This is a genomic window from Azospira sp. I09 (genome assembly GCF_009177135.1).
GTDB classification, from domain to species: domain Bacteria; phylum Pseudomonadota; class Gammaproteobacteria; order Burkholderiales; family Rhodocyclaceae; genus Azospira; species Azospira oryzae.
The window spans coordinates 3,500,150-3,525,192 of sequence record NZ_AP021844.1 but is presented as its reverse complement, the minus strand read 5'-3'; the positions used below and the strand labels follow the sequence as shown (position 1 = coordinate 3,525,192).

At 65.4% G+C, this 25,043-nt stretch carries 24 protein-coding genes; 6 read left to right on the top strand and 18 right to left on the bottom strand.

The genetic code is table 11. The features are described from left to right. Nucleotides 1–52 precede the first annotated feature (52 nt). Nucleotides 53–739 (top strand): c-type cytochrome, encoded by a 687-nt coding sequence (locus AZSP09_RS16515; protein WP_014236700.1) that lies wholly within the window; start codon nucleotides 53–55, stop codon nucleotides 737–739. Between the two features lie 415 nt (nucleotides 740–1,154). Here the strand turns inward: AZSP09_RS16515 and AZSP09_RS16510 are convergent, their stop codons facing one another. The 13 genes from AZSP09_RS16510 to ppc form a co-directional block, all read right to left on the bottom strand. Further along, a complete protein-coding gene (locus AZSP09_RS16510; protein ID WP_152090666.1) occupies nucleotides 1,155–1,463 on the bottom strand; it encodes a hypothetical protein in 309 nt (102 codons plus the stop codon). Between the two features lie 246 nt (nucleotides 1,464–1,709). Then, complete coding sequence (locus AZSP09_RS16505; protein ID WP_152090665.1) at nucleotides 1,710–2,045, bottom strand: hypothetical protein; 336 nt, start codon at nucleotides 2,043–2,045, stop codon at nucleotides 1,710–1,712. Between the two features lie 81 nt (nucleotides 2,046–2,126). Further along, nucleotides 2,127–3,128, bottom strand: coding sequence for a hypothetical protein (locus tag AZSP09_RS16500; protein ID WP_197739023.1), 1,002 nt, complete (start codon nucleotides 3,126–3,128; stop codon nucleotides 2,127–2,129). A 76-nt stretch (nucleotides 3,129–3,204) separates the two neighbouring features. Beyond that, entirely contained in the window at nucleotides 3,205–3,498 is a 294-nt protein-coding gene (locus tag AZSP09_RS16495; RefSeq protein ID WP_152090664.1) for a hypothetical protein, read from the bottom strand. 211 nt (nucleotides 3,499–3,709) lie between these two features. After that, nucleotides 3,710–4,069 carry a nuclear transport factor 2 family protein gene (locus AZSP09_RS16490; protein WP_152090663.1) on the bottom strand — a complete coding sequence of 120 codons (360 nt, stop codon included), beginning with the start codon at nucleotides 4,067–4,069 and terminating at the stop codon, nucleotides 3,710–3,712. A 975-nt stretch (nucleotides 4,070–5,044) separates the two neighbouring features. Further along, nucleotides 5,045–5,275, bottom strand: coding sequence for a DUF3079 domain-containing protein (locus AZSP09_RS16485; RefSeq protein ID WP_152090662.1), 231 nt, complete (start codon nucleotides 5,273–5,275; stop codon nucleotides 5,045–5,047). A 130-nt stretch (nucleotides 5,276–5,405) separates the two neighbouring features. Then, nucleotides 5,406–6,023, bottom strand: coding sequence for a methyltransferase domain-containing protein (locus tag AZSP09_RS16480; RefSeq protein ID WP_152090661.1), 618 nt, complete (start codon nucleotides 6,021–6,023; stop codon nucleotides 5,406–5,408). 49 nt (nucleotides 6,024–6,072) lie between these two features. Further along, the gene (locus tag AZSP09_RS16475) at nucleotides 6,073–6,381 is read right to left on the bottom strand and encodes a hypothetical protein (RefSeq protein WP_014236696.1); all 309 of its coding nucleotides are present in this window, start codon (nucleotides 6,379–6,381) and stop codon (nucleotides 6,073–6,075) included. A 63-nt stretch (nucleotides 6,382–6,444) separates the two neighbouring features. Further along, a complete protein-coding gene (locus AZSP09_RS16470) occupies nucleotides 6,445–7,422 on the bottom strand; it encodes a VTT domain-containing protein (protein ID WP_152090660.1) in 978 nt (325 codons plus the stop codon). 102 nt (nucleotides 7,423–7,524) lie between these two features. Further along, nucleotides 7,525–9,018 carry a DegQ family serine endoprotease gene (locus AZSP09_RS16465; RefSeq protein WP_172974782.1) on the bottom strand — a complete coding sequence of 498 codons (1,494 nt, stop codon included), beginning with the start codon at nucleotides 9,016–9,018 and terminating at the stop codon, nucleotides 7,525–7,527. A gap of 255 nt (nucleotides 9,019–9,273) precedes the next feature. Beyond that, on the bottom strand, nucleotides 9,274–10,863 hold the full coding sequence (locus AZSP09_RS16460; protein WP_152090659.1) for a class I adenylate-forming enzyme family protein: 1,590 nt from the start codon (nucleotides 10,861–10,863) through the stop codon (nucleotides 9,274–9,276). A gap of 187 nt (nucleotides 10,864–11,050) precedes the next feature. Continuing rightward, nucleotides 11,051–11,683 carry an acetate uptake transporter gene (locus AZSP09_RS16455; protein WP_014236692.1) on the bottom strand — a complete coding sequence of 211 codons (633 nt, stop codon included), beginning with the start codon at nucleotides 11,681–11,683 and terminating at the stop codon, nucleotides 11,051–11,053. 275 nt (nucleotides 11,684–11,958) lie between these two features. After that, nucleotides 11,959–14,766, bottom strand: a complete 2,808-nt coding sequence (ppc, locus tag AZSP09_RS16450; RefSeq protein WP_152090658.1) for a phosphoenolpyruvate carboxylase — start codon at nucleotides 14,764–14,766, stop codon at nucleotides 11,959–11,961. A gap of 198 nt (nucleotides 14,767–14,964) precedes the next feature. Here ppc and hemC point away from each other — a divergent pair, with 198 nt between their 5' ends. From hemC to AZSP09_RS16425, 5 genes are all read left to right on the top strand, one after another. Beyond that, nucleotides 14,965–15,924 carry a hydroxymethylbilane synthase gene (gene hemC, locus AZSP09_RS16445; protein WP_152090657.1) on the top strand — a complete coding sequence of 320 codons (960 nt, stop codon included), beginning with the start codon at nucleotides 14,965–14,967 and terminating at the stop codon, nucleotides 15,922–15,924. A 143-nt stretch (nucleotides 15,925–16,067) separates the two neighbouring features. Next, nucleotides 16,068–16,835: a uroporphyrinogen-III synthase gene (locus tag AZSP09_RS16440; RefSeq protein ID WP_014236689.1), complete on the top strand. Its 768-nt coding sequence runs from the start codon at nucleotides 16,068–16,070 to the stop codon at nucleotides 16,833–16,835. A gap of 27 nt (nucleotides 16,836–16,862) precedes the next feature. Beyond that, complete coding sequence (locus AZSP09_RS16435) at nucleotides 16,863–17,948, top strand: uroporphyrinogen-III C-methyltransferase (protein ID WP_152090656.1); 1,086 nt, start codon at nucleotides 16,863–16,865, stop codon at nucleotides 17,946–17,948. Then, nucleotides 17,945–19,147: a heme biosynthesis HemY N-terminal domain-containing protein gene (locus AZSP09_RS16430; protein WP_014236687.1), complete on the top strand. Its 1,203-nt coding sequence runs from the start codon at nucleotides 17,945–17,947 to the stop codon at nucleotides 19,145–19,147. The genes AZSP09_RS16435 and AZSP09_RS16430 overlap by 4 nt, the downstream gene beginning before the upstream one ends. 110 nt (nucleotides 19,148–19,257) lie before the next feature. Beyond that, entirely contained in the window at nucleotides 19,258–19,497 is a 240-nt protein-coding gene (locus tag AZSP09_RS16425; RefSeq protein ID WP_014236686.1) for a hypothetical protein, read from the top strand. Between the two features lie 173 nt (nucleotides 19,498–19,670). On the opposite strand, the gene hemF is transcribed toward AZSP09_RS16425, so the two are convergent. The 5 genes from hemF to dusB form a co-directional block, all read right to left on the bottom strand. Then, nucleotides 19,671–20,579: an oxygen-dependent coproporphyrinogen oxidase gene (gene hemF, locus AZSP09_RS16420; RefSeq protein ID WP_152090655.1), complete on the bottom strand. Its 909-nt coding sequence runs from the start codon at nucleotides 20,577–20,579 to the stop codon at nucleotides 19,671–19,673. 77 nt (nucleotides 20,580–20,656) lie between these two features. Further along, complete coding sequence (gene purD / locus AZSP09_RS16415) at nucleotides 20,657–21,940, bottom strand: phosphoribosylamine--glycine ligase (protein WP_014236684.1); 1,284 nt, start codon at nucleotides 21,938–21,940, stop codon at nucleotides 20,657–20,659. Between the two features lie 85 nt (nucleotides 21,941–22,025). Beyond that, complete coding sequence (gene purH / locus AZSP09_RS16410) at nucleotides 22,026–23,591, bottom strand: bifunctional phosphoribosylaminoimidazolecarboxamide formyltransferase/IMP cyclohydrolase (RefSeq protein WP_014236683.1); 1,566 nt, start codon at nucleotides 23,589–23,591, stop codon at nucleotides 22,026–22,028. Between the two features lie 59 nt (nucleotides 23,592–23,650). Next, a complete protein-coding gene (locus tag AZSP09_RS16405) occupies nucleotides 23,651–23,890 on the bottom strand; it encodes a helix-turn-helix domain-containing protein (RefSeq protein WP_014236682.1) in 240 nt (79 codons plus the stop codon). Nucleotides 23,891–23,974: 84 nt separating this feature from the next. Then, the gene (dusB, locus tag AZSP09_RS16400; protein WP_152090654.1) at nucleotides 23,975–25,006 is read right to left on the bottom strand and encodes a tRNA dihydrouridine synthase DusB; all 1,032 of its coding nucleotides are present in this window, start codon (nucleotides 25,004–25,006) and stop codon (nucleotides 23,975–23,977) included. Nucleotides 25,007–25,043 lie beyond the last annotated feature (37 nt).

Genomic DNA, 25,043 nt, shown 5'->3' with positions numbered 1-25,043 from the left:
CAGCCCCGGAGACGGCGCCTAGAATGGCCCTGCTCATTTCTCCGGGTGCCCCATGATCGCCAAGCTTCTCCCTTCCCTGCGCACTTCCCTCCTCCTCGCCGCCGGCCTTGGCGCCCTGCTCTCGCCCCTGGCCGGCCATGCCGACGAACGGGGCAAGGAAATCTACGGCCCCTGCGCCGCCTGCCACGGCGAATTCGGCCAAGGCGGCAAGAAAGGCGAGTACCCCCGCATCGCCGGCCAGCAGGCCAAGTACATGGAATCCCAGCTGAAAGCCTTCCAGAAGCGCATCCGGGTGAACATCCCCATGGTGCCCTACACCGAAGAGCGGGAACTGTCCCACGAGGACATGAAGATCGTCTCTGAATACGTTGCCGGCATCGAACTGCCCACCGCCATCCCCACCTTCAAGGACACGGACGACGCCCTGACCCGCCTGCAGGCCATGGAAAAGGTCATGATCGTGCCCCGGGAACCGGGCGACGTGGAGGCCGGCAAGGCCATCTACCAGAAGCAGTGCGCCGCCTGCCACGGCAAGACCGCCAAGGGTCGGGGCATGTTCCCCCGCCTGGTGGGCCAGTATTCCCAATACCTGAAGCGCCAGGTGGACCTCTACCTGAAGGGCGACCGCCCCCACGACGAGGAAACCACCCAGGGCGTGCTCAACACCCTCAAGCCCGAGGAAATCCAAAACATCATGGCCTATGTGACGGCGCTGCAGGAAGAAGTGAACAAGCAGTAGGAACGACCCATTGCCTCCGGCTCCATGCCGGAGAGGAAGCAAGGACGGCTCTTTCGGCCATGGGGTGGCTGGGAGGGCCGTTTTTGTTGGGGTGTGGCAGGGGTAGTTGTTTGAAGCCTTGTCGCTGCCTCAAACGTGATGGGTTTAGTGACCGCTGTATTCCGCGCCTGACGCGCGGGTTACTTTTCTTGTCTTGCCAAGAAAATGTAACCAAAAGAAGGCGCGCCCGGTTTGGCGCCCCTTCGGGGTTCCCTGCGCTACTCGCTTCCGGCGGGGGCTGCGCAACTCGGCCTACGGCCTCAGACAGTGCTCGCCCTTGTTCCGCCGCAAGCTCCGTTGCTCGGCGCCGCACAGGGCCGATGGCAGCCACCTCGAACGTTCAGGACAAGCCAGCCGCCTTACTGTTGCGAAAGGTTCAGGGGCGATCCGATTCATCGTTGGCGGGCAAGAACTTTCGATACCGGAAAGGCACTGCCCAGCCGCCCAACAACACTTCGGCCACGCCTCGCAAGCGGTCCCGCACACCCAGCTTTTCGCAGACAAAACTCTCCTGGTGGCCCTCACGGAATACGCCGAAGAGTTCTATGGACGCCTCCGCATATGCCACCGGCACCATGACCCGCTGGACGTTGTAGAGCGACACCTGCATTCCCGGATACAAACCGCCAAAGCCGCGGTTGTGCACATAGAAGGGAATCCGGTGTGCGATCAGCATGCTTTCCATGACAACAAGCTCAGATGCTGATCGGGGTGCGGCCAGGTGGAAGAATTCCATAGCTCAGTTTTTGTGCGGGAAAAATCGAAAGCTAGATGGGTCTAACATTTGAATTCACCGGCCTGCACGGCTTTTCGCGCCGATCCGTGTTGGCTGCAGAGTTAGCCATCTTGCTGCTCAATTTCGGCTTGGACAGCCTGAAACTTGAAGAGAACACTGTCGGCCGCACCATTAAATATTCGCTTTCTGCACCACTCAATCGGGAATAGCGTAAGTCCTCGGATGTAGAACGGGAAGGTGTAATTCAATCTCGGGATGATCCCTTTCCCACGTACCGACTCCATAGGCCTTTTCAAAGACGGAGGCTAAGTAAGCACCATAAAACATCGCACAGCCTTCCATACCTTCAATGCCTGGATTCTCATTTACTCCTTCGTGAAGCACTGCCAATGTTTCTTCCAGTGCCGCAATCGATGCAGGCGACAAGTCAAAGTGGAGCCCACTGCACTTGGCACACTCGATTGCCTCCCGTGTTCCACGTTGCTGAAAATCTCTTAATTCTAGTGATGTCGGCATTTCGGTACGCAGCATGCGGCACTAAGGAATGAAGATGGCTAACGTAGAAGTAAGCTGCCTGCGCGGCTTTTCGCGCAGGTCCGCTCGACTGCCGGGTTAGCGAGCGGCCGCATTTCTACACGCCTCAGTTGTCGAGCGCACTATGTCCTGAAGCTGTTGCGTTGTAGTCTTCTCGAAGTTTGCGGCATCGATTGAATAGTCCATCGTGGAGCTCGTGACCCCGACAGATACCTGCCAAGGCTTTTCGAACGCGTCTGGCTCAATAGGTCGAAAGAATTGCACATCTGATGGCGGTATGCCGTTGACAATCTTTAGGGCGGAAATCACGTTCCCCAGAGACATCGAAACTAACTGGAGTAAGAGAGCCACTTGTTCGGCACTCCAGTTCAGGGACATCTTCCTTGACCGATAGCTGCGGTTCTGCTTTTCATCAACTGGAACTTTTTCAAGCGTGAGAAATGACGAACCGAACTTACTATACCCAATGGTCTTCATTGCCTCTGGCGGAGGCGGGACTCCATACTCGGATTCACGTCCAACTCGCAATCCGAAGCCTCCAGATCTGATTCGGAACCCATGCTTAATACCGTTGTACTCCGCTATGTACTCTTCCTTGAGGTAATGGGCGGCTAATTTTTGCCAGAGCATGCAAAAGTTGTCAGCGTTCCGTTTGACTTCGTCTTCATCTGAGTTCGAGTACGCGAAAATCGCGTAGCTCAGTTCCTTCCACGAAACGTTGTTCATCACCAGCCTTCGAGGCAGGGAATCGTCTCCTTGATTAATGCGTTGGACGATCTTTCGGACGTCGCCCGGATTGCACTTAAGTACCCACCCATATACGCAATCAGGCGCTTGAATCAGCGCTCCCAGCATGGAGAACAGGGTTTCTAATCCGTGGTACAACCCTTGGCGCATCAATAGCGCCGCACGCTTCTGGTGATGTTCGTCTTCAAGGCCATTCATCCCGGTGATGGCCAGATATTCGAAGTAGTCGGAGTCAAACTGCTCCAGAAACTCCAAATTGCGCTCAGCTAGTGAGACATCCCAGATGCAGAAAGGGGCGTCGTTCACAGAAAAGACTACGTTGGACAAAGCCATGAGGGTTTGAGCTCGCTAACGTGAAGGTAACCGGCCTTGCGCGGCTTTATGCGCAAGGTCCGTGTTGACCGCAGGGTTAGGCGTTGTCTTGCTTTGAATAGACATGTTGTGCGTACCAAGCTTCGGAATGCACACCTTCTGGAGAAATCTTCACCGCATCAGCCAGAACGTGAAATGGAATTTGAAGGCACTTTCCCTCTACAAAAAATTCAACCCAGAGAGATTCATCAATCTCATCAGCAACAACGGAAAGAAGTTCGTAGGCGGTATTGTTGAATTCAGCCGATATCTCAAGCCTGCGGCCTTGATCTACTGTGCCAACCCAATCAACGCGGATATTTGGACGTAGTGGTTCAGGATTGTTTTTCATTGGAATGCAATTTTGAGAAAACGACAAAGCATCGGAAACGCCTAACGCCCAAGGTAAGCGGCGCCGTAAGGAGCGCAGCGACTGAAGGGTACCAACAAGGGCCAGGACAATGGCGAAGCCATGGCCCTTGTTGGCGTCCGCTTGACCGCCCAGTTAGGCCGCTTCCGCCGGGGTGACTGTTTGAGCCGAGATGGCATAAAACCAATAGCCTTTAGGCGGTAGGAAGCGGAAGGTTGTGCTGTCGAAGGAAGGATAGCTTGTCCCAGTAGCCTCGCTGGAAGACAATTAGGTTGTCTACGATATGGAAGAATCCACACCCGCGGAGTCCGAGTGGATCACGCCATTCGAGGATCGCCCAATCGCCGTCTTCGAAAATGTTCTCGACCAAGCAAACCATTGTTGCAGCCTCAAAGCCAGTCCTGAACATTTCTAGGATTGCGGGACGGCCTTCAACAGGATGCTCGGCTACCTGATGGTTGATTGCATTTTCAGCATAGAAATTCGCGAGAGCTTGCGAATCAGCTCTGTTGAACGCTTCGACCCAAGCGGTCACGAGTTCACGTGGAGTCACAGTTTGGTGTCCTTTGTACGAGGCCTAACGTGAAAATTCAGCGGACGGAAAAAGCGCAGCTTTTGCCGTCCGCTGGAATGATAGGTTGGGCGTGGACTAGTGCTCATGGCTGCCACCTTGACTAGACCAATGGGAAAAGCCGCACCGTGGACATACCGTGGTATCGAGTAGCCACGAAAGCCATGAATGATGCGCCTGCTTGGACAAGGCATACCAAGTGAGGCTGAGCCCACAGGCAGGGCACCGAACTGACCATGAGGCGCTGGCAAGAACAATTAAGCCGAGTGCAACAGAACTTAAAGCAACCACAACAGGGCTTAAGCCAACCACAGATGCAACGTGGTTTGGGGCGAATAAGCCAATGCCGCATACCACGAGCAGGCAAGAGAAAAGCCAAAGCTTCCACCGTTGTGCTGTGATGAGAGTAAGTGATGATGCGGCTTGGTTCATGACGCCCAACTAGTAGTAGACGACAAAAACGTCCAATAAAAATGGGGCTGTCCAATATCCCGGAACACCGGACAGCCGAATCGATTGCCCTGCAACGGATTCAGCAAACCTTCCGTTTACTGGCCCGACTAAAAATCCGTGAAACCGGACAGCCTCAAACTTACCGTCAGGACGTCCGCATCGCAACAACAAGTTGCAAATCGCATATCCCAATCAACTAATCTACCCACTCCAAACCGGTGCGACCACCTTCGCTACGCCACCGACTTCCCTTCCCCTTCCACCCCCGCCGAGCAGCGCAAGGCGGGCGGGGGGGGGCTTTCGGCGAGGACTGTCTGAGGCCCGCAGGGCCGAGTTCCGCAGCCGCCCCGCTCGACTGAGCAGCGCAGGGAAGCCCGCAGGGCCGGGGGTGAGGGTCCGCCTTCTTTTGGCTGCTTTTCTTAGCGCTTAAGAAAAGTACGCCCGCCGGGCAACGGCGGAACCCAGCCGTAAATCAACAAACCACGCCCAACCAATCCCCAAACCTCAAACCGCCGAACCAGAACCCGATCCCGAAGTGGAAGGATCATCCTCCCCCTTGTCCACCTCAATCCCCCAATCCCCATGCTCATACCAATCCTCCCCCAGCAACTCCATCGGATGCTGGGTGCGGCTGGAGCCGTTGCCGCATTGCAGGTTGTCCGTGGAGCAATACTTGTCGCAGCCCCAGCAGATGCGCTCGGGGTGCTTGGGATGGAGGGGGAATTTCTTGGCCATGGGGATTCACCGGAAACGACGGGACCGGCCCGTTCATAACCAAGCAGATTACTCGGGTATACGGCGCCCGCCCTGATCCTGGTCAAAAAAGGGGCGCCGGCGATCCGGCGGCAAAGAGTGGTAGCGAAGACTAGCGGCGGCGCCACACCTGCCAGCGCTCGCCGCCGGCGAAGACCGGGATGGGGGCCTGGGCGGGCGCGTCGACCATGCGCTCGAACCAGGGGGTCAGCAGGGCTTCCTGCTCCGCCACACCGATGCCGAAGGGCGGGCCCTTGGGCTCGTCGCTGAAAAAGAAGAAGCCGGCCAGATAGCCGCCGGGGCGCACCAGTTCGGCCGCCCGGGGGCCGTAGCCGGGCCACAGCTTGCGCGGCAGGGCGCAGAGGAAGGCCCGTTCGTACACCACGTCGTAGGGCGCTTCCACGGGGAAATCGAAGAAGTCGGCGCAGCGCAGTTCGCCGCCCCACTCACCGAGGACTTCCCGGGCGGCGGCGATGGCGGCGGGGGCAAAGTCCAGGGCCGTCACCGCCCAGCCGCGCTGGTCGAGCCAGGCGGCCTCCCGGGCGTGGCCGCAGCCGGGCACCAGGATGCGCGGCGGCGTGGCGCTGCCGGGGGGCGGCAGCAGGGCCTCCAGTTCCGCCGGGGCGCTGCCGTGGTCCCAGGGCGTGGCGCCGGCGGCAAAGCGCTTGTCCCAGAAGTCGGGCAGTTCCGGGCGCTGGTGGTCGGGCTTGGCGGACGGGGCTTGGGTCATGGGCGTCTCCTGATTCTTGTGTGCGCCATTCTACCGGCCCCACCCCCTCTCAATGGCAGTGACCGCCCACCTGGAAGGGATCGAGCAGGTTGCTGCAGATCCAGCGGGCCAGACGGCCGCGCCAGCTCTGGTCAGGCTTGTAGCGTTCCAGGCGCTGGGTGAAGGTCCATTCCCGGGGCAGGTCGAGGAAGAGGATGGTGGCGATGAAGATGTTGAAGAAGACGTCGAGGAACAGGGCCACCAGGGCGGCGGGGGCGATCAGCACCCGGGGCACCGTGGTCAGTTTGGGCCAGGCGGCCTTGCCGGCCATGGTGACGATGAAGAGCAACCAGAAAACGTAGATGTAGACGAGCAGCATGATGTTCTCCATGAATCGTTATGGACGGCCGCGACGCCAACCCGACGTCATGGCCGGCAACGATTATGGGCGGGAGAGGCCGCCGCTGGAAGCCTCGTCGGCGACGGCCGCCATGGCGCCACCTCCGGCCTGCAGGGCCAGCCAGGCCTCGTAGCCACCCCGCACCGGGCGCACGTTGCGGTAGCCCAGGGCCATCAGGCGGCGGGCGGCCTGCACGGCGCTGGCATCGGCGGGGCAGTTGCACAGGGTCGCCACCAGGGCCTCCCGGGGCCAGTGGGCGGCCCGCTCCGCCAGATCGTCCAGGGTGGCGGCGGTAGCGCCGGGGAGAAGGCCCGTCTCCCGGATCATGGCCTCGCCGCGCAGGTCGAGGAACAGGGGCGGGGCGGCGGACTGCAGGGCTTCGGCCAGTTCCGCCGGGGTGAGGTGGGGAATGGCGGACAGCTTCTCGAAACGGTATTTCTGCCAGAACTTCCAGCCCAGCCACAGGCCCATCAGGGCCAGCAGCAGCGTCACGGCCAGGTCGCCGTTGCCCTGCAGGCGGGCCAGCACCTGCTGCAGTTCGCCCCGCAGCCACCAGCCGGCCAGGATGGCGCCGCCGGCCCACAGGGCCGCGCCCAGGGCGGCGGCGGCGAGGAAGGACGGCAGGGCCAGGCGCAGGGAGCCGGCGATGGGCGGGGCCACGGTGGAGAAGCCGGGGATGAACTTGGCCAGCACCAGGGACCAGGCGCCCCAGCGGGTGAAGCGGGCTTCCGTGGCGCTGACGCAGGAGCCCGGGTTGATGGAGAGGCGGCAGAGGCCGGCCAGGACCCGGTAGCCGAAGCTGCGTCCGGCCAGATACCACACCCAGTCCGCCAGGACCGAGGCCAGCACGGCGGCGGCCAGCAGTTGCAAACCGTGCAGGGGCGAGGCGGCCAGGCTGCCGGCCAGCAGCAGGGTCGGCACCGCCGGCACCGGCAGCCCCAGTTGCTGCAGCAGCACGTTGAGGAAGACCACCCAGGCGGCGTCCCGTTGCAGGGCATCGGTCAGCTGGGCAAGGTCCATGGGCGGCTCCGGAGGCGGCAGGGAATAAGGGTTGGGGCCAAGAAAAAGGGCCCGGGCTTGTCACTATAGCCCGGGCCCCGCGGGGAGTAGAAGCCGGCGGCCTCAGTCGGTGCGCACCGGCACGTAGAGGCGGGCGTCCTCCCGCTGGATGAGCAGGGCGAAGCGCTTGCCGGCCTGGTCCAGCAGTTCCTTGAGCTGGGCCGGGGAGGAGACCCGGGCGTTGTTCACCGCCAGCACCACGTCCCCTTCCTGCAGGCCGGCCCGGGCGGCGGGACCGTTCACTCCCACCACCACCACGCCGCTGCTGCCCAGGGCCGCCGCCTCTTCCCGGGAGAGGGAACGCACGGCGAGTCCGACGCGGCCGCCGCCGGCGCTCTCGCCCCGGGCCTGGGGCGCCGTCTCGCTGGGCATGGCGGCCAGCACGGCCTGCTTCTCCAGGCGCTTGCCGTCCCGCAGCACGGTGAGGCCGAGCTTGGTGCCGGGAGCGCTGTCGCCCACCTTGCGCGGCAGGTCGGTGGCCTCCTCGATGGGCACGCCGTCCAGGGCGATGATGACGTCGCCCGGCTGCAGGCCGGCCTTGTCCGCCGGGCTGCTGCGGTCCACCCCGGTCACCAGGGCGCCCACGGGCTTGGCCAGGCCGAAGGACTCGGCCAGCTCCTTGGTCACCGGCTGCATGGTGACGCCGAGGCGGCCGCGCTGCACCTTGCCGGTCTTCTGCAGCTGCTCCTTGACCTTCATGGCGACGTCGATGGGGATGGCGAAGGAGATGCCCTGGTAGCCGCCGGAACGGCTGTAGATCTGGGAGTTGATGCCCACCACCTCGCCCTTGAGGTTGAACAGGGGGCCACCGGAATTGCCCGGGTTGATGGCCACGTCGGTCTGGATAAAGGGCACGTAGGTCTCGTCAGGCAGGGCCCGGGACTTGGCGCTGACGATGCCCGCGGTGACGGAATTCTCGAAGCCGAAGGGGGCGCCGATGGCGGCCACCCACTCACCCACCTTGAGGCGGTCCGGGCTGCCGATGCGCACCGTGGGCAGGTTGCTGGCGGCGATCTTGATCAGGGCCACGTCGCTGCGGCGGTCGATGCCCACCACCTTGGCTTTGAATTCCCGCTTGTCGGTGAGCTTCACCGCCACCTCGTCGGCATCGGCCACCACGTGGGCGTTGGTCAGCACGTAGCCGTCGGCGCTGACGATGAAGCCGGAGCCGATGCCGCGGCTTTCCTGGGGCTGCTGGGAGCCCATGCCGGGGGCGATGCCGAAGCGGCGCAGGAAGTCGTAGAAGGGGTCGTTGGGATTGATGCCGCTGACGTTGCTGTTCTTGGCCAGGGTCACGGTGGAGATGTTCACCACCGCCGAACCCACCTGCTCCACCAGGGCGGAAAAGTCCGGCAAAGCGGCCAGGGGGGCGCCGGCGGCGGGCCCTGGGACGGCCGCGGCGGAGGCTGCGGCAACCGTGGCGGGGGCGGCGTTGGAGCGGGAGATCAGGGACAGGTCGGCCTGGGCGGCGACGAAGGCCAGCAGGCCGCCGGCGGCAAAGGCGGCGACGCTGCGGGAAAAACGGAACGGCAGGGGACGGAAGGGGATTTTGGTCATGGTCTTATATCCTCCAAAAGTTGGGGCACGGCAGAAGACTACCGAAAATCCGCCGCCATGCGCCTGACCTTACAAGGTGTTACAACGACGACACAGAACGTCATCAAGCAATGCGGGAGGAAATGGGGGCGCCAGCCGCCGAACACAAGCCCCGCCACGAGGCAGAAGGGACGGGCATCTCCACCATGCCATGCCGGAGATGACCGTCCCTTCTAGGTTTGCAGCCACCCACCCGGAGCGGCGCCGCGCCCGCCCCTAGATCTGCCGGTCCCGCCCGACCCACCAGGGGTCCCGCAGGGTGCGCTTCAAGGTCTTGCCGGCGGCGTTGCGCGGAAAGTCGGGGACGATCTCCACCGAATGCAGGCGCTGGTACTTGGCCGCCACCCGCTCGTTCACCCAGTCCCGCAGTTCCGTCGGGCTCGCCGCCGCCGGCTGCCGCAGGACGATGGCGGCGTGGGGCGTCTCGCCCCATTTGTCGTGGGGAATGCCGAACACCGCCACCTCCCGCACCGCCGGGTGGCGGGCGGCCACCTCCTCGATGTCCTTTGGGTACACCTTGACCCCGCCGGAATCGATCATGTCCTTCTTGCGGTCCACCAGGTGCAGGTAGCCCTCCTCGTCCCGGTAGCCCAGGTCGCCGGTATGCAGCCAGCCGTCCTTGAGGGTCTGGGCCGTCAGCTCGGGCCGGTTGTAGTAGCCGCTCATGAGGATGGGCCCCTTGCCCACCACCTCCCCCACTGCGCCGGGGGGCAGGTCGCGGCCGTCCTCGCCGACGATGCGCAGCTCGTAGAACTGGGGTGGGGTACCCACCGAGAGGGGCTTGCGCAGGGACTGGCTGCGGTCGAGCACGGTGATGAAGCCTTCGGTGAGGCCGTACAGCTCGTAGAAGCGGTTGGGCAGGAGCCGGTTCAAAGCCTGCTTGCGCTCCTGCAGCAGGGGGGCGCCGACGGAGAGGAAGGTCTCGATGCTGGCCAGCTTCTCCGCGGCGAAATCCGGGTGGTCCAGGATGGCGACGATCTGGGACGGCACCACCACCGTGTGAGTCACCTTTTCCTGCGCAATCAGGTCGATGGCCAGGGCCGCATCGAAGGCCCCGGCCAGGACATAGGTGGCCCCCAGGTAGAAGGCGGGGAACATGGTCAGCAGGGCGCCGTTGAAGACGATGCCGCCGCTGTGCAGCACCACCGACTCCGGCGTCATGCGCCAGGTGGAGGCCAGCAGGGTGCAATAGGCGGCGCGGCAGGCGTGGGACTGCAGGATGCCCTTGGGCTGGCCCGTGGTGCCGCTGGAATACATGATGGCGAAAATGTCGTCGCCGGCGGGGTGGGGCACCGCCGGCTCTTCTTCAGACGCCGCCTCGGTGAGGGCTGCATAGGCGGGATGGTCGCCCGGGGAAGTCCCGGAATCCAAGGGCGCGGCAGATGAGGGATCGCCCTCCCCCACCACCACGATGCGCTCCCGGGCCAGAGCGGGCAGGGCCTGGCCCAGGCCGTCCACTTCCGCCGCCGCAGCGGGGTGGATGAAGAGCGCCGCCGCTCCCGCATCTGCCAGCAGGCTGCCGAGGCCGGCGGCGTTGAGCAGGGGCGAGAGGGGTACCAGCACGGCGCCGATGCGCGGCACCGCCCAGTAGATTTCCAGCAGCTCCAGGCTGTTGGGCAGCACCGTCGCCACCCGGTCCCCTTGCTTGATGCCCAGGGCCAGCAGGGCATTGGCCAGGCGATTGACCCGGCGGTGGAACTGGCGCCAGGTGAGGCGCCGGGTCTGCCGGCCGTCGGCAAAGACCACGGCCGTATGCTCGGGCCGGTAGCGGGCATGGTGGCCGATGAGGGTGGTGGGTTGCTGCATGGAACCTCCTGATGCGGGGAGCGGCCGATGCCGCTGGACAGGAGGCAGTCTAGGAAAGGGCCGGGGCCGGACCCAACGATTGTTTCGGAATATTTTTATGGCAAAAGAACGGGGCCGGGGAGGTTGCCCTCGCCGGCCCCGCTGGCAGGCGCTCCCGCCGCCTGGGCGGGAGCTGCCATGGTGGCGCTTACTTGGCCGGGCCCTTGCGGATCAGGCCCAGGGGCTTGCCCAGGGGCAGCAGGGTGCGGCCGAAGTAGCTGTTGATGAAGATGGAACCGGCGGCATAGAACCCCAGCAGGGCGATGGCCAGTTCGGACCAGGCGGCGGCACCGCTGAAGAAGGCGGGGGCCACGCCCAGCATGGAGAGGGCCAGGGAAGGCAGCAGCACGTTGATCAGCACCAGGATGGCGGCGAACACCTTGTTGGCCTCGAAAGCCGCCACCATGATGAAGATGGAGAAGATGAAGTAGGCGATACAGGCGAAGGCGAACTGGCGCGGATCGGCCTTGGCCGCATCGATCTCGCCGAACCAGCCCAGGCTGATGGCCCAGTGCATGGCCACGGCGATCCAGAACAGGCCGTAGGCGCCGAGGACGATGGCGCCGAAGTAGTTGTTCTTCTTGAAGTCGATGGTGGAGGCCCAGATCTGGGCGATGGAACCCAGGAACAGGGCCCAGGGGATCAGGTAGGTGACGCCGCTGGTCCAGCCCAGTTTGGCGGAGGCGGCGACGAAAGTGACGGTGGCCAGGCCGAACACCCCCAGGGCGGTGGGGTCGGACATGACAATCTTGGTCTCCATGACCTGTGCTTGCTGCTGCATAAAAACTCCCTCGCGTTGTGTTTGATTGGATCGAGGTCGGTTTTTGCTGCCCTGGCCATGGCACAGAAAAGGGGGAAAGGCCTGGCGGCCCGCCCCCCTTTTTCCAGCGACTGTCACCTGGCACCACCGCCAGGCGCAACAAATTACGAATTATGAAATCGTATTTACCGTATCTCGCCCGACACTATAGAGAGCCTTTATTTGCAGTCAATTCGCAGTGCACAATAGATTACGATTAGTAAAAATAATTACTTATAAAACACCCTGACGGGATATCAGCCGCTGTTGCGCAGACCGGCGGCCACCCCGTTGATGGTGAGGTGGATGCCGCGGCGGATGCGCTCGTCCGTCTCCCCGGCCCGGTGGCGGTGCAGCAGTTCCACCTGCAGGTGATTCAGCGGGTCCATGTAGGGGAAGCGGTTGCGGATGGAGCGCTTCAGGAGCGGGTTGTCCGCCAGCAGTTCGGCCTGCTCCTCGATGGCCAGCAGCAGTTCCCGGGTGCGCTCCCACTCGGCCTTGATGCGGCCGAAGATGGCGGCGCGCAGCTCGGCATCGGTCACCAGTTCGGCGTAGCGGGAAGCGATGGCGATGTCGCTCTTGGCCAGCACCATGTCCATGTTGGAGAGCAGGGTGCGGAAGAAGGGCCAGTTGCGGTACATCTTGCGCAGGGTGGCCAGACCCGCCTCCCGCCCTTCCGGGTGCTCGCCCAGCCAGGCCTCGACGGCGCTGCCGAAGCCGTACCAGCCGGGCAGCATGAGGCGGCACTGGGCCCAACTGAAGACCCAGGGAATGGCCCGCAGGTCCTCGATGGCCTCCGACTTCTTGCGCGAGGCCGGGCGGCTGCCGATGTTGAGGTTGGCGATCTCGGAAACCGGCGTCGATTCGCGGAAATAGGTGGTGAAGCCCGGGGTCTCGTACACCAGGCCCCGGTAGGCGGAAAAGGCCAGCTGCGAAAGGCGGTCGAGCACGGCGTGGTAGGGCCTGGCCGGCTCCACCCGGTTTTCGTGGTCGGTGAGGGTGGCTTCCAGGGTGGCGGCGGCGAGAATCTCCAGGTTGCGCCGGCCCACTTCCGGGTTGGCGTACTTGGAGGCGATGACCTCGCCCTGCTCGGTGATGCGGATCTGGCCGGAGACGGCGCCGGCGGGCTGGGCCAGGATGGCCTGGTAGCTGGGGCCGCCGCCCCGGCCGACGGAACCGCCGCGGCCGTGGAAGAGGCGCAGGCGCACGCCCGCTGCGGCAAAAACCCGGGTCAGGTCGATCTCGGCCTTGTACAACTCCCAGCCGGAGGTGAGGAAGCCGCCGTCCTTGTTGCTGTCCGAATAGCCCAGCATCACCTCCTGCTCCTCGCCCCGGGCGGCCACCAGGGCCCGGTAGGCCGGCAGGGCGAAGAGGCTGGCCATGACCGGGGCGGAGCGGCGCAGGTCGTCGATGGTCTCGAACAGGGGAATGATATTTACCGCCAGCTTCGGTTGGGCACCCGGAATCAGCAGCCCGGCCTCCTTGGCCAGCAGGGCCACTTCCAGCAGATCGGAAGCGCCGTCGGTCTTGGAGATGATGCAGTTGGGCAGGGCGGCGTCGCCGTAGCGGGCCTTCAGTTCCCGGGCTGCAAAGAAGATGGCCAGTTCGCCGGCCGTCTCTTCCGAATACGCCAGGTAGGGCGAGTAAAGGGGCCGGGGGCTGGCGATTTCCTCCGCCAGCAGGGCGATGCGGGCGGCTTCGTCGAGGGCGGAATAGGCTTCGACGGAAGGCAGGCGGCCGGCCAAGGCCAGCAGTTCGGCAACGCTGCGTTCGTGCACGTCCGAGTTCTGGCGCAGGTCGATGGGGGCCAGGTGGAAGCCGAACACCTGCACCGCCCGGATCAGGCGGCGCAGGCGGCCCCGGGCCAGCAGGCCGGCGCCGTGGGCGGCGAGGGAGGCGGCCAGCACCTGGAGATCGGCCACCAGGGCGGCGGACGAGTCATAGGGCGCGCTCTCGGCCACGGCGTGGCGCAGCGGCGGGTGCCGGTCCAGGGATTCGGAGGTGGCGGCCAGGCGGGCGTAGATGCCGGTGAGGGCGCGCCGGTAGGCTTCGTCCGCCCGGTGGGGGGAACGGTCCGGGGAGCGGTCGGCCAGGGCCGCCAGCTCCGCCGACACGGGCAGCAGCATCTGGGACAGGGGCAGGTCGGCGCCGAGGGCGTGGATTTCGTCGAGATAGAAATCCAGGGCGGCGGACGACTGCAGGCGCAGGGCTTCCTTGAGGATGTCCGCGGTGACGAAGGGGTTGCCGTCCCGATCGCCGCCGATCCAGCTGCCGATGCGGAAGAAGTTGGGCAGGTCCCAGGACTGCTCCGGGAAGCGGGATTTCAGCTGGTCCTCGAACTGGCAGTAGAGCCGGGGCAGTTCGGCGAAGAAGGTGTCGTCGTAGTAGCTGATGCCGTTCTTCACCTCGTCCACCACCGCCAGCCGGTTGGGCCGCAGCATGCGGGTACGCCACAGGGTGAGCACGGCGGCGCGCAGGGCGGCGTCGTTGTCGGCTGCTTCTTCCGGGGTCATGGCCACCCGGTCCCGGGTATCCAGCAGGCGGGCCACCTCCCGCTGGCAATGCAGGATGCTCTTGCGGCTGACTTCGGTGGGGTGGGCCGTCAGCACCGGGGAGACCAGGGCATGACCCAGAGCCTCGGCCAGGGCCTCGCCGCCGACGCCGGCTTCGGCCAGGCGCTCCAGGGCGTAGGCCAGACTGCCTTCCCGCGCCTCGGAGCCGGCGATTTCATGGGTGCGGCGGCGGCGGATGTGGTGTTGGTCCTCGGCGATGTTGGCGAAGTGCAGGAAATAGGTGAAGGCCCGCACCACGGAGAGCATGGTGTCCCGGGGCAGGCCGTTGAGGATGGCGGCCAGCTCGTCCCGGGCCGCCGGCTCCTGGTCCCGGGCGAAGCGTACGGCGATCTGGCGGATGGTCTCGACGGCAGTGAAGGCCTCGCCGCCCTCCTGTTCGCGCACGGTGTCGCCGAGGAGGCGGCCCAGGAGGCGGATGTCCTCCCGCAGGGGCTGGTCCTTGTCGGCGGCGGCAGAGAGGTCGGCAGAAGGGGCGAGAGCGTGCAGGGACACGGTTTTTCCTTGGATGCGAGTCATGACCCGGCCAGATTACTGCGCTGCAACAGAGGCGCCTATGGGGGTTTTCACCGATGCCGCGCCGGGGACGGCGCTTTTGTGCCGCATCAAAGTGGCGCCCCGCCCCCATGCTAGAATGGGCGCCACTTTTTTCCACCCGCCGCACGGCATTTTCACGCTTTTCCGGGGACCGCTTTGACCACTACGCCCGCTACTGTCACCACTCCTTCCCGCATCGTCATCGCCTCCCGGGAATCCCGCCTGGCCATGTGGCAGGCCGAGCACGTGCGCGACCGCCTGGCCGAGATCCACGCCGGCACCGAAGTCTCCATCCTGGGCATGACCACCCAGGGCGACCAGATCCTCGACCGCCCCCTGTCCACCATCGGCGGCAAGGGCCTCTTCATCAAGGAACTGGAAGTGGCCATGGAAGAAGGCCGGGCCGACCTGGCGGTGCACTCCCTGAAGGACGTGCCCATGGACATGCCCGAGGGCTTCGCCCTGGTGGCCATCTCCGCCCGGGAAAATCCCCGGGACGCCTTCGTCTCTAACAAATTCCGCGGCCTGGAAGACCTGCCGGAAGGCGCCGTGGTCGGCACCTCCAGCCTGCGCCGGGAAGCCATCCTGCGGGCCAAGTACCCCAAGCTGCAGATCCGCAGCCTGCGCGGCAACCTGGACACCCGCCTGCGCAAGCTCGACGAGGGCCAGTACGACGCCATCATCCTGGCTGCCGCCGGCCTCATCCGCCTGGGCCTCTCAGACCGCATCCGCTCCGTACTCACCCCCGAGCAGTCCCTGCCGGCCCCCGGCCAGGGCGCCCTGGGCATCGAGGTGCGGGCCGACCGCCTGGATGCCGCCGCCTGGGTGGCGCCCCTCAACGACGCCACCACCGCCGCCTGCGTCATCGCCGAGCGGGCCTTCTCCCGGGCCCTGGGCGGCAGTTGCCAGATTCCCCTGGGCGGTTACGCCGAAATGAAAAACGGCCAGGTCTGGCTGCGGGGCTTCGTCGCCAGCGTGGACGGCCAGCAGATGGTGGAAGGCGAAGCCTGGGGCACCCCGGTGGAAGCCGCCGCCCTGGGCCGTCAGCTGGCCGAGGACCTGAAGGCCAAGGGCGCCGGCGAAATCCTCGCCGCCCTGGCTTGTGCCAAGCACTGATTGAAAACCCCTAGCCACAGAGGGCACAGAGAACGCAGAGAGAGGCGAAGACCAGACAAAGGAGAGGAGCTTTCGCCAGAGTCCGGTTCCATCCTTTCGTTTTTCTCCTCTGTGCGCTCTGTGTCCTCTGTGGCAAAAAAAGCATGCCCCTAACCGGCCGCACCATCGTCGTCACCCGGCCCCGGGCCCAGGCGGACAGCCTGGCCCAGGCCATTGCCGCTGCCGGCGGCACTCCCCTGCTCTACCCCCTGCTGGAAATCGAGGCCGCCGACCCGGCGCCGCTGCAGGCCGTGGCCCCCCGGCTGGCGGACTACGCCATCGTCTTCTGCGTCAGTCCCAATGCGGTGGAACACGCCCTGCCCACTCTCCTGGCGGCCGGCCCCTGGCCGGCAGGCACCCGCCCGGCCGGCGTCGGCACCGGCACGGAAAAGGCCTGGGCCCGCTTCGGCCTGGGCCAGGTCATCGCCCCCAGGGAACGTTTCGACTCCGAGGCATTGCTGGAACTGCCGGAATTCCAGGCCGAGGCCGTGGCCGGCAAGAAGGTGCTGATCCTGCGCGGCGATGGCGGCCGGGAGCTGCTGCGGGAAACCCTGGAAGCCCGGGGCGCCACGGTGGACGTGCTCACCTGCTACCACCGCCGCCCGCCGAGCCAGGGCACGGCAGCCCTGGAACAGGCCTGGACCGCCGGCCGCCTTGATGCCATCATCATCTCCTCCAGCGAAGCCCTGCGCCACCTGTGGCAGTTGCTGGACGAAGACGGCCGCCGCCGCCTGGCCCAAACGCCCCTGTTCGTCCCCCACGAGCGCATCGCCCAGGGGGCCAAGGACCTGGGACTGCAACGGGTCATCCTCACGCCCCCTGCCGACCAGGGCCTATTGGCCGGCTTATGCGCCTATAATTGGGCTCAATAATTCGCTTCAGACAACACGGCCCCAGCCATGAACGACTCCCTGCCCCCCAACGAGAGCCCTGCCCCTGCCGAGACGACGCCTGCGGCGTCCCCCACCCCGCCCCTGGCCAAGCCGCGTCAGGAAGCCTGGCGCAATCCCTGGATCGGCGTCGCCGTGGTGGCCCTGGGTCTGGCCGGCTGGCAGTGGGTGGAAACCCGCATCAAGCTCTCCGACACGCAGCAGGAACTGGCCAAGCGCTTGGCCGACGCAGACAGCCTGTCCAAGGAAACCCGAGGCGTGGCCAAGCAGTCCCAGGAGGAAGTGGGCCGTCTGCAGGCCAAGCTGGGGGCCCTGGAAGCCAAGCTGGCCGAATCCCAGAACCAGCAGGCGGCCCTGGAAAACCTCTACCAGGACCTGGCCCGCAACCGGGACGAAGCGGCCCTGGCCGAAATCGAGCAGAGCGTCACCCTGGCCGCCCAGCAGCTGCAGCTGGCCGGCAACGTGCAGGGCGCCATCCTGGCCCTGCAGGCCGCCGACGCCCGCCTCTCCCGCAGCGAACGGCCCCAGTTCACCGCCCTGCGCAAGACCATCAACCGGGATCTGGAAAAGCTGCGTGCCGCTCCCTATGTGGATGTTTCCGGCATGAACCTGCGCCTGGAAAACATCATCGTCGCCACCGACACCCTGGCCCTGGCCTTCGACGAGCGCCCCAAGCCCGAGAAGGAGGCCAAGGAAGCCGCCCCTGACGGCACGCCCGCCAGCGGCTTCTGGCAACGTCTGGGCCTGGACCTGTGGAGCGAGGTGAAGGGCCTGGTGCGCATCCAGCGCTTCGACCGCCCCGAACCGGCCCTGCTCTCCCCCTCCCAGAGCTTCTTCCTGCGGGAGAACCTCAAGCTGCGCCTGCTCAATGCCCGCCTGGCCCTGCTTTCCCGGGACCAGTGGACCTTCCGCAGCGAGCTGAAGATGTCCCAGGCCTGGCTGGAGCGCTACTTCAACACCAACGACAAGTCGGTGCAGACCGCCATCGCCAGCGTCAAGCAGCTGGCCGGCACCGAAATCGTCATCGAGCTGCCCCTGCTCAACGACAGCCTCAACGCCCTGAAGACCCTGAAGCTGGCCAAGGAGCGCAAATGAGAGGCCTGTTCTGGATTCTCGCCCTGTTCGCCGCCGCCGTCGGTCTGGCCCTGGCGGCCCGGGTCAATGACGGCTACGTGCTGGTGGTGTTCCCGCCCTGGCGTCTGGAAGTCTCCCTCAACCTGCTGATCATCGGCCTCATCGCCGCCTTCGCCGTGCTGCACGGCCTGCTGCGCCTGGTCTCCCTGACCCTGGGCCTGCCCGCCCGGGTCAGCGAGTTCCGCGAACGGCGCAGCAAGGACAAGGCCGCCGCCGCCCTGCAGGACGCCCTGCGCCACTTCTTCGAGGGCCGCTACGGCCAGTCCATGAAGCGGGCCGAGGAATCGTTCAGCGCCGGTTACGTGCCCGGCCTCTCCGCCCTGGTGGCGGCCCGGGCCGCCCACGCCCTGCGCGAAAACGCCAAGGAAGGCCAGTGGCTGAAGGATGCGGAAGGGGACAACAACCTGAAGGTAGCCCGCCTCATGCTGACCGCCGAGATGCGCCTGGACTCCCGGGACTTCAGCGGCGCCCTGGACGCCCTGCGCCAGCTGCAGGAAACCGCCGGCCGCCACATCGCTGCCATGCGCCTGGAGCTGAAGGCCCAGCAGGGCCGCAAGGACTGGGAACAGGTGCTGCGCCTGGCCCGCCAGCTGCAGAAACGGGACGCCATGGCGCCGGAACAGGCCCGGGAAATCATCCTCAAGGCCCACCGGGAAAACATCCGCCAGCGCCAGGAAGACGCCCCTTCCCTGCTCGCCTACCTGCGCACCATTCCCAGCCGGGAAGGCTCGCCCCGCCTGGCCGCCACCGTGGCCCGGGCCCTGCTCAGCCTGGACGCCAAGGCCGAGGCTCTGAAGGTGGTGGAAAGCACCCTGGAAAAGTGCGACGAGGACGACTGGAATTCAGACCTGGTGGAAATCTACGGCCAGGTGGCCGTGGCCGACGCCGACGGCGGCGAGCTCACCGCCCGCATTGCCCGGGCCGAGGGCTGGCTCAAGCAGCGCCCCCGGGATGCCGGCCTGCTCCTGGCCCTGGGCCGGCTGTGCCTGCAGCAGAAGCTGTGGGGCAAGGCCCAGAACTACCTGGAGGCCTCCCTCTCGGTGGAGGAAAGCCGCGATGCCCACCTGGAACTGGCCCGGCTGCTGGACCAGCTGGAGCGCCCCGGCGAGGCCGACCGCCACTACCGCCAGGGCTCGCGCCCGGACCTCTACCGCAACTGACGGCCCGACGGCCCCTTACGGGGGCCTGTTGCGGCAGCCGGGAAGCGCGCTAGAATGGTCATCCCAACGAGGGAAACACAGACAACACAGAGGGTATACGGGGACTAGTCATGCTCAACATCGATCTGCGCAAAATCTACAACTTCTACCCGGTGGAGCCGGCCCCCGATGCGGCCAACCTGCCCACCGGCGGCGACATCTACTACGAGTGCCTGGACTGCACCACCGTCATCAACTCGGTGCCCCACATCAAGAGTGCCTGCCCCTGCGGCAACCTGACCGGCGGCGGCGGCAACCTGACGGTGAAGCACCCGGACCGGGTGAAGGTGGTCAAGGGCAAGCTGAAATAAGCCAGCCCGCAAAACAAAAAGGGAGCCCATGGCTCCCTTTTTTATTGGCCGCTGCCGGCGCCGGCGGACGGTTGCGGACGATTCACAACCTGCGCCAGCAGCCAGTATCCACGCCGTTCTCGGCAGATATGCCCGGGAGAATGGCTTCCCGCCTGCCTCCCGGGCCGGGTGCCCTAGACCCAATCCCGCGGCGGCAGGAAGTCGGTGTACAGGGCGGCTTCGGCACTGCCCGCTTCCGGCTGCCAGTCGTAGCGCCACTTGACCACGGGCGGCATGGACATGAGGATGGATTCGCTGCGGCCGCCGGACTGCAGGCCGAACAGGGTGCCCCGGTCCCACACCAGGTTGAATTCCACGTAGCGGCCCCGGCGGTAGGCCTGGAAGTCCCGCTCCCGCTCGCCGTAGGCCAGGTGGCGGCGCTGTTCCAGGATGGGCAGGTAGGCCGGCACGAAGGCGTCGCCGACGCTGCGGGTGAGATCGAAGCAGCGTTCGAAGCCGCCCTCGTTGAGGTCGTCGTAGAAGATGCCGCCGACGCCCCGGGGCTCGTTGCGGTGCTTGAGGAAGAAGTATTCGTCGCACCACTTCTTGTAGCGCGGGTGCACCGTCTCGCCGAAGGGCGCCAGGGCGTCCTTGCAGGTCTGGTGGAAGTGGCGGGCATCCTCGGCGAAGCCGTAGTAGGGGGTCAGGTCCATGCCGCCGCCGAACCACCACACCGGCTCCTGGCCCTCTGCCGTGGCGATGAAGAAGCGCACGTTTATGTGGGCCGTGGGGCAGTAGGGATTGCGCGGATGCAGCACCAGGGAGACGCCCATGGCCTCGAAGCTGCGGCCGGCCAGTTCGGGCCGGTTGGCAGTGGCCGACGGCGGCAGGTTGCCGCCGGTGACATGGGAGAAATTGACGCCGCCCCGTTCGAACAGGTGGCTCTCCTCGATCACCCGGGATTCGCCGCTGCCGCCCTGGGGCCGCTGCCAGGCATCGCGGCGGAAGGTGCCGCCGTCCAGGGCCTCGAGGGCGGCGATGATGCGGTTCTGCAGGTCGGTGAGGTAGGCGCGGACGGGGGCGCTGCTGGGAAGCTGGCTCATGGGGAATTCTCGGAGGGGAAAAGAAACGGGGCGGTCATGGCCGCCCCGCTGTTTAGTGTGGTGTTGCGCGCAAAGGTTCAGCGGCTGACGGCCCGGTAGCCGATGTCCTTGCGGTACTGGACGCCGTCGAAGCGCACCTGGGCAGCCACTTCGTAGGCCCGCTTCTGGGCCAGCTTGACGTTGTCGCCCAAGGCGGTGACGCACAGCACACGGCCGCCGGAGGTCAGCACTTCGCCGTTGGGCCCGCTGCTGGTACCGGCGTGGAAGACCTGGGCGTCGTCGCCAAAGGCGTTGCCGTGGGCCGGCAGGCCGGTGATGACGTCACCCTTCTTCGGCGTGTCGGGATAGTTGGCGGCGGCCAGCACCACGCCGAGGGCGACGCGGCGGTCCCACTCGGCTTCCACCTGGTCCAGGGTGCCGGCGATGGCGTGCTCCAGGACCTTGGTCAGGTCGGACTTGAGCCGCATCATGATGGGCTGGGTTTCCGGGTCGCCCATGCGGCAGTTGAATTCCAGGGTCTTCACGGAGCCGTCCTTGCCGATCATCAGGCCGGCGTAGAGGAAGCCGGTGAAGGGGATGCCGTCGGCTTCCATGCCGCGCACCGTGGGCATGATGATTTCGCGCATGACCTTGGCGTGCACTTCCGGGGTCACCACGGGCGCCGGGGAATAGGCCCCCATGCCGCCGGTGTTGGGGCCGGTGTCGCCGTCGCCGATGCGCTTGTGGTCCTGGCTGGAGGCCAGGGGCAGCACGTTCTTGCCGTCCACCATGACGATGAAGCTGGCTTCCTCGCCGTCGAGGAAGTCCTCGATCACCACCCGGGCGCCGGCGTCGCCCAGGGCATTGCCGGAGAGCATGTGGTCGATGGCGGCGTGGGCTTCCGCCAGATCCATGGCCACCACCACGCCCTTGCCGGCAGCCAGGCCGTCGGCCTTGATGACGATGGGGGCGCCCTGGCGATCCACGTAGGCGTGGGCCGCGGCGGCGTCGGAGAAGGTCTCGAAGCCGGCGGTGGGAATCTTGTGACGGGCCATGAAGCGCTTGGCGAAATCCTTGGAGGATTCCAGCTGGGCCGCTTCCTTGGTGGGGCCGAAAATCTTCAGGCCCCGGGCGCGGAAGATATTGACCACACCGGCCGCCAGGGGCGCCTCGGGACCCACCAGGGTGAGGTGGATCTTTTCCTTCTCGGCGAAGTCGGCCAGGGCCACCGGATCGGTGATGTTGAGGTTTTCCAGTTCCGCTTCCCGGGCGGTGCCGGCGTTGCCGGGCGCCACGTAGACCTTCTGCAGGCCGGGGGACTGGGACAGCTTCCAGGCCAGGGCGTGCTCGCGGCCGCCGGAACCGATGACGAGGAGTTTCATTGTTTGTCCTTTGCGCTTCTCAGATATTGCACTGGGTACTGTACCAATGCGCTCGACGGGGCAGCCCGGCTGCCCCGTCACGCAATCAATGGCGGAAGTGGCGGGCGCCGGTGACCACCATGGCCAGGCCGTGCTCGTCGGCGGCGGCGATCACCTCGGCGTCACGCATGGAGCCGCCGGGCTGGATCACGGCCTTGGCGCCGGCCTGGGCCAGCACGTCCACGCCGTCGCGGAAGGGGAAGAAGGCGTCGGATGCCACACAGGAGCCGTCCAGGGAGAGGCCGGCGGCCTGGGCCTTGATGGCGGCGATCTTGGTGGAATCGACGCGGCTCATCTGGCCGGCACCCACGCCCAGGGTCATGCCGCCGCCGCAGAAGACGATGGCGTTGGACTTGACGAACTTGGCGACGCGGTAGGCGAAAAGCAGGTCTTCCAGCTGGGCGTCGGTGGGGGCCTTCTTGGTCACCACTTTCAGGTCGGAGGGCTGAACGTTGAACATGTCCGGGCTCTGGATCAGCAGGCCGCCGCCGACGCGCTTGTATTCGAAGGCGTGGTAGGCGCGCTGCAGGGGCACTTCCAGCACCCGCAGGTTGGTCTTGCCGGCCAGCAGTTCCTTGGCGGCGGGGGTGAAGGCCGGGGCGATCAGCACTTCGACGAAGTGCTTGCGCTCGTTCATGGCGTTCACCACATCCACGTCCACGGTGCCGTTGAAGGCGATGATGCCGCCGAAGGCGGAGGTGGAGTCGGTCTTGAAGGCCTTTTCATAGGCTTCCAGCAGCTTGCCGCCGATGGCCACGCCACAGGGGTTGGCGTGCTTGATGATGACGCAGGCCGGGGTATCGAAGACCTTGACGCATTCCCAGGCGGCATCGGCGTCGGCGATGTTGTTGTAGGACAGTTCCTTGCCCTGCAGCTGGGTGTAGTTGGCGATGGCGCCGGGGGTGTGCACCGGGTCCTTGTAGAAGGCGGCCTGCTGGTGGGGGTTCTCGCCGTAGCGCAGCACTTCGACGCGGTCGAAGGCGGCGTGGTAGGCGGCGGGGAACTGCTGGGGCTGGTTCTGCTCGTCCAGGCTGGTGAGCCAGTTGGCGATGGCGGAATCGTAGCGGGCGGTGTGGGTGAAGGCCTTCTTGGCTAGACCGAAGCGGGTGTTGAGGGACAGCTCGCCGCCGTGGCCCTGCATTTCGTCCAGCAGGGGCTGGTAGTCGGCCGGATCGGTGACGATGGCGACACCGGCGTAGTTCTTGGCGGAGGAACGGACCATGGCGGGGCCGCCGATGTCGATGTTCTCGATGGCATCTTCCAGGGTGACGTTGGGCTTGGCCACGGTCTCGCGGAAGGGATAGAGGTTCACGCACACCAGGTCGATGGTGGGGATGCCGTGCTGCTCGATGGTGGCCAGGTGCTCGGGCAGGTCGCGGCGGGCCAGGATGCCGCCATGCACCTTGGGATGCAGGGTCTTGACGCGGCCGTCGAGCATTTCCGGGAAGCCGGTGTAGTCGCCGATTTCGGTGACTGCCAGGCCGGCGTCGCGCAGCATCTTGGCGGTGCCGCCGGTGGACAGGAGCTTGACGCCTTGGGCGGCCAGGCCTTGGGCGAATTCGAGAACGCCGCGCTTATCGGAAACGGAAATGAGGGCTTGACGGATTTTCATGGTGGATGCGGTGAAAGATTGAAAACGGTGAATGGCGATGAAACGGGAACGGGTGGGGCTCAGATGAGCTTGTAGTCCACCAGTTTCTTGCGCAGGGTATTGCGGTTGATGCCCAGCATCTCGGCGGCCAGGGTCTGGTTGCCGCCGGCCTGCTGCAGGACGATCTGCAGCATGGGTTTTTCCACATTACGCATGACCATGTCGTAGATGGCTGCCGGACGCTCCCCGTCCAGGTCCCGGAAATACTGCTCCAGTGCCCCGAACACGCAGGCGGAAATATCATTGTTATTGCGGCTCATGGCCGAGGTACCTCTCCAAAAGTGTGTTGCTGACGCCCTCTGTGAGGCGGCGTCCGGCCTGCCCGGGAAGCGCGCGGCTCCCGCTCAGGCGGCCAGATCGTGATCCTGCTCTTGTTGTGGTGCTTCGTACTTCAGGTGTTCGCCGGCCTGGGCCAGGCTGGCAAAGAATTCGTTGACGGCGGCCTGCTGGGCATCCAGTTCCATGAGCTGGTTCATGGTCTTGCGGAAGGCGGCGGAACCCACCAGGCCCTTGGTGTACCAGGAGATGTGCTTGCGGGCGATCTTCACCCCGGTCTCGATGCCGTAGAAGGCATAGAGGTCCTGCAGGTGCTCCTGCAGGATGCGGTGGATTTCCTCCACCCGGGGCGGGGGCAGGTGCTCGCCGGTCTTCAGGAAGTGTTCGATCTCGCGGAAAATCCAGGGCCGGCCCTGGGCGGCGCGACCGATCATGACGCCGTCGGCGCCGGTGACTTCCAGCACGTGTTTAGCTTTTTCCGGAGTGGTGATGTCGCCGTTGGCAATCACCGGGATGTGGATCTGGCTCTTCACCAGGGCGATGGTCTCGTACTCGGCCTCACCTGTGTATTGGTCGGCCCGGGTGCGGCCATGGATAGCCACGGCGCGGATGCCGGATGCCTCGGCGATGCGGGCGATGGTGGGGGCGTTCTTGTTGAGGCGGTTCCAGCCGGTACGGAACTTGAGGGTCACCGGGGTATCGGGCACGGCGCCGACCACGGCTTCCAGGATGCGGCCCACCAGCACCTCGTCCTGCATCAGGGCCGAGCCGGCCATGACGTTGCACACCTTCTTGGCCGGGCAGCCCATGTTGATGTCGATGATCTGGGCGCCGTTGTCCACGTTGTACTTGGCCGCCTCGGCCATCATGGCCGGATCGGCGCCGGCGATCTGCACGGAAATGGGTGCCACTTCCCCTTCGTGGTTGGCCCGGCGCTGGGTTTTCTTGCTGCCGTAGAGCAGGGAATTGGAGGTGACCATCTCGGACACCGCCAGGCCCGCGCCCAGGGTCTTGCACAATTGCCGGAACGGCCGGTCCGTGACCCCCGCCATGGGAGCGACGAACAGATTGTTGCGCAAGGTAAAACCGCAAAATTCCATAGGTATTGCCGGGCAAGAAAGGGGTGAGGAAGGGGGC

What these genes read in the sequence shown, in the direction of transcription:
- AZSP09_RS16515 (WP_014236700.1), top strand. Translation starts at nt 53, where the DNA reads ATGATCGCCAAGCTTCTCCCTTCCCTGCGCACTTCCCTCCTCCTCGCC.
- AZSP09_RS16495 (WP_152090664.1), bottom strand. Translation starts at nt 3,498, where the DNA reads ATGAAAAACAATCCTGAACCACTACGTCCAAATATCCGCGTTGATTGG.
- AZSP09_RS16405 (WP_014236682.1), bottom strand. Translation starts at nt 23,890, where the DNA reads ATGAGCCGCAATAACAATGATATTTCCGCCTGCGTGTTCGGGGCACTG.
- AZSP09_RS16500 (WP_197739023.1), bottom strand. Translation starts at nt 3,128, where the DNA reads ATGGCTTTGTCCAACGTAGTCTTTTCTGTGAACGACGCCCCTTTCTGC.
- AZSP09_RS16460 (WP_152090659.1), bottom strand. Translation starts at nt 10,863, where the DNA reads ATGCAGCAACCCACCACCCTCATCGGCCACCATGCCCGCTACCGGCCC.
- AZSP09_RS16510 (WP_152090666.1), bottom strand. Translation starts at nt 1,463, where the DNA reads ATGGAAAGCATGCTGATCGCACACCGGATTCCCTTCTATGTGCACAAC.
- AZSP09_RS16440 (WP_014236689.1), top strand. Translation starts at nt 16,068, where the DNA reads ATGCCCCTAACCGGCCGCACCATCGTCGTCACCCGGCCCCGGGCCCAG.
- hemF (WP_152090655.1), bottom strand. Translation starts at nt 20,579, where the DNA reads ATGAGCCAGCTTCCCAGCAGCGCCCCCGTCCGCGCCTACCTCACCGAC.
- purD (WP_014236684.1), bottom strand. Translation starts at nt 21,940, where the DNA reads ATGAAACTCCTCGTCATCGGTTCCGGCGGCCGCGAGCACGCCCTGGCC.
- AZSP09_RS16465 (WP_172974782.1), bottom strand. Translation starts at nt 9,018, where the DNA reads ATGACCAAAATCCCCTTCCGTCCCCTGCCGTTCCGTTTTTCCCGCAGC.
- purH (WP_014236683.1), bottom strand. Translation starts at nt 23,591, where the DNA reads ATGAAAATCCGTCAAGCCCTCATTTCCGTTTCCGATAAGCGCGGCGTT.
- AZSP09_RS16455 (WP_014236692.1), bottom strand. Translation starts at nt 11,683, where the DNA reads ATGCAGCAGCAAGCACAGGTCATGGAGACCAAGATTGTCATGTCCGAC.
- AZSP09_RS16480 (WP_152090661.1), bottom strand. Translation starts at nt 6,023, where the DNA reads ATGACCCAAGCCCCGTCCGCCAAGCCCGACCACCAGCGCCCGGAACTG.
- AZSP09_RS16470 (WP_152090660.1), bottom strand. Translation starts at nt 7,422, where the DNA reads ATGGACCTTGCCCAGCTGACCGATGCCCTGCAACGGGACGCCGCCTGG.
- AZSP09_RS16430 (WP_014236687.1), top strand. Translation starts at nt 17,945, where the DNA reads ATGAGAGGCCTGTTCTGGATTCTCGCCCTGTTCGCCGCCGCCGTCGGT.
- AZSP09_RS16485 (WP_152090662.1), bottom strand. Translation starts at nt 5,275, where the DNA reads ATGGCCAAGAAATTCCCCCTCCATCCCAAGCACCCCGAGCGCATCTGC.
- AZSP09_RS16475 (WP_014236696.1), bottom strand. Translation starts at nt 6,381, where the DNA reads ATGCTGCTCGTCTACATCTACGTTTTCTGGTTGCTCTTCATCGTCACC.
- AZSP09_RS16435 (WP_152090656.1), top strand. Translation starts at nt 16,863, where the DNA reads ATGAACGACTCCCTGCCCCCCAACGAGAGCCCTGCCCCTGCCGAGACG.
- AZSP09_RS16425 (WP_014236686.1), top strand. Translation starts at nt 19,258, where the DNA reads ATGCTCAACATCGATCTGCGCAAAATCTACAACTTCTACCCGGTGGAG.
- AZSP09_RS16505 (WP_152090665.1), bottom strand. Translation starts at nt 2,045, where the DNA reads ATGCTGCGTACCGAAATGCCGACATCACTAGAATTAAGAGATTTTCAG.
- dusB (WP_152090654.1), bottom strand. Translation starts at nt 25,006, where the DNA reads ATGGAATTTTGCGGTTTTACCTTGCGCAACAATCTGTTCGTCGCTCCC.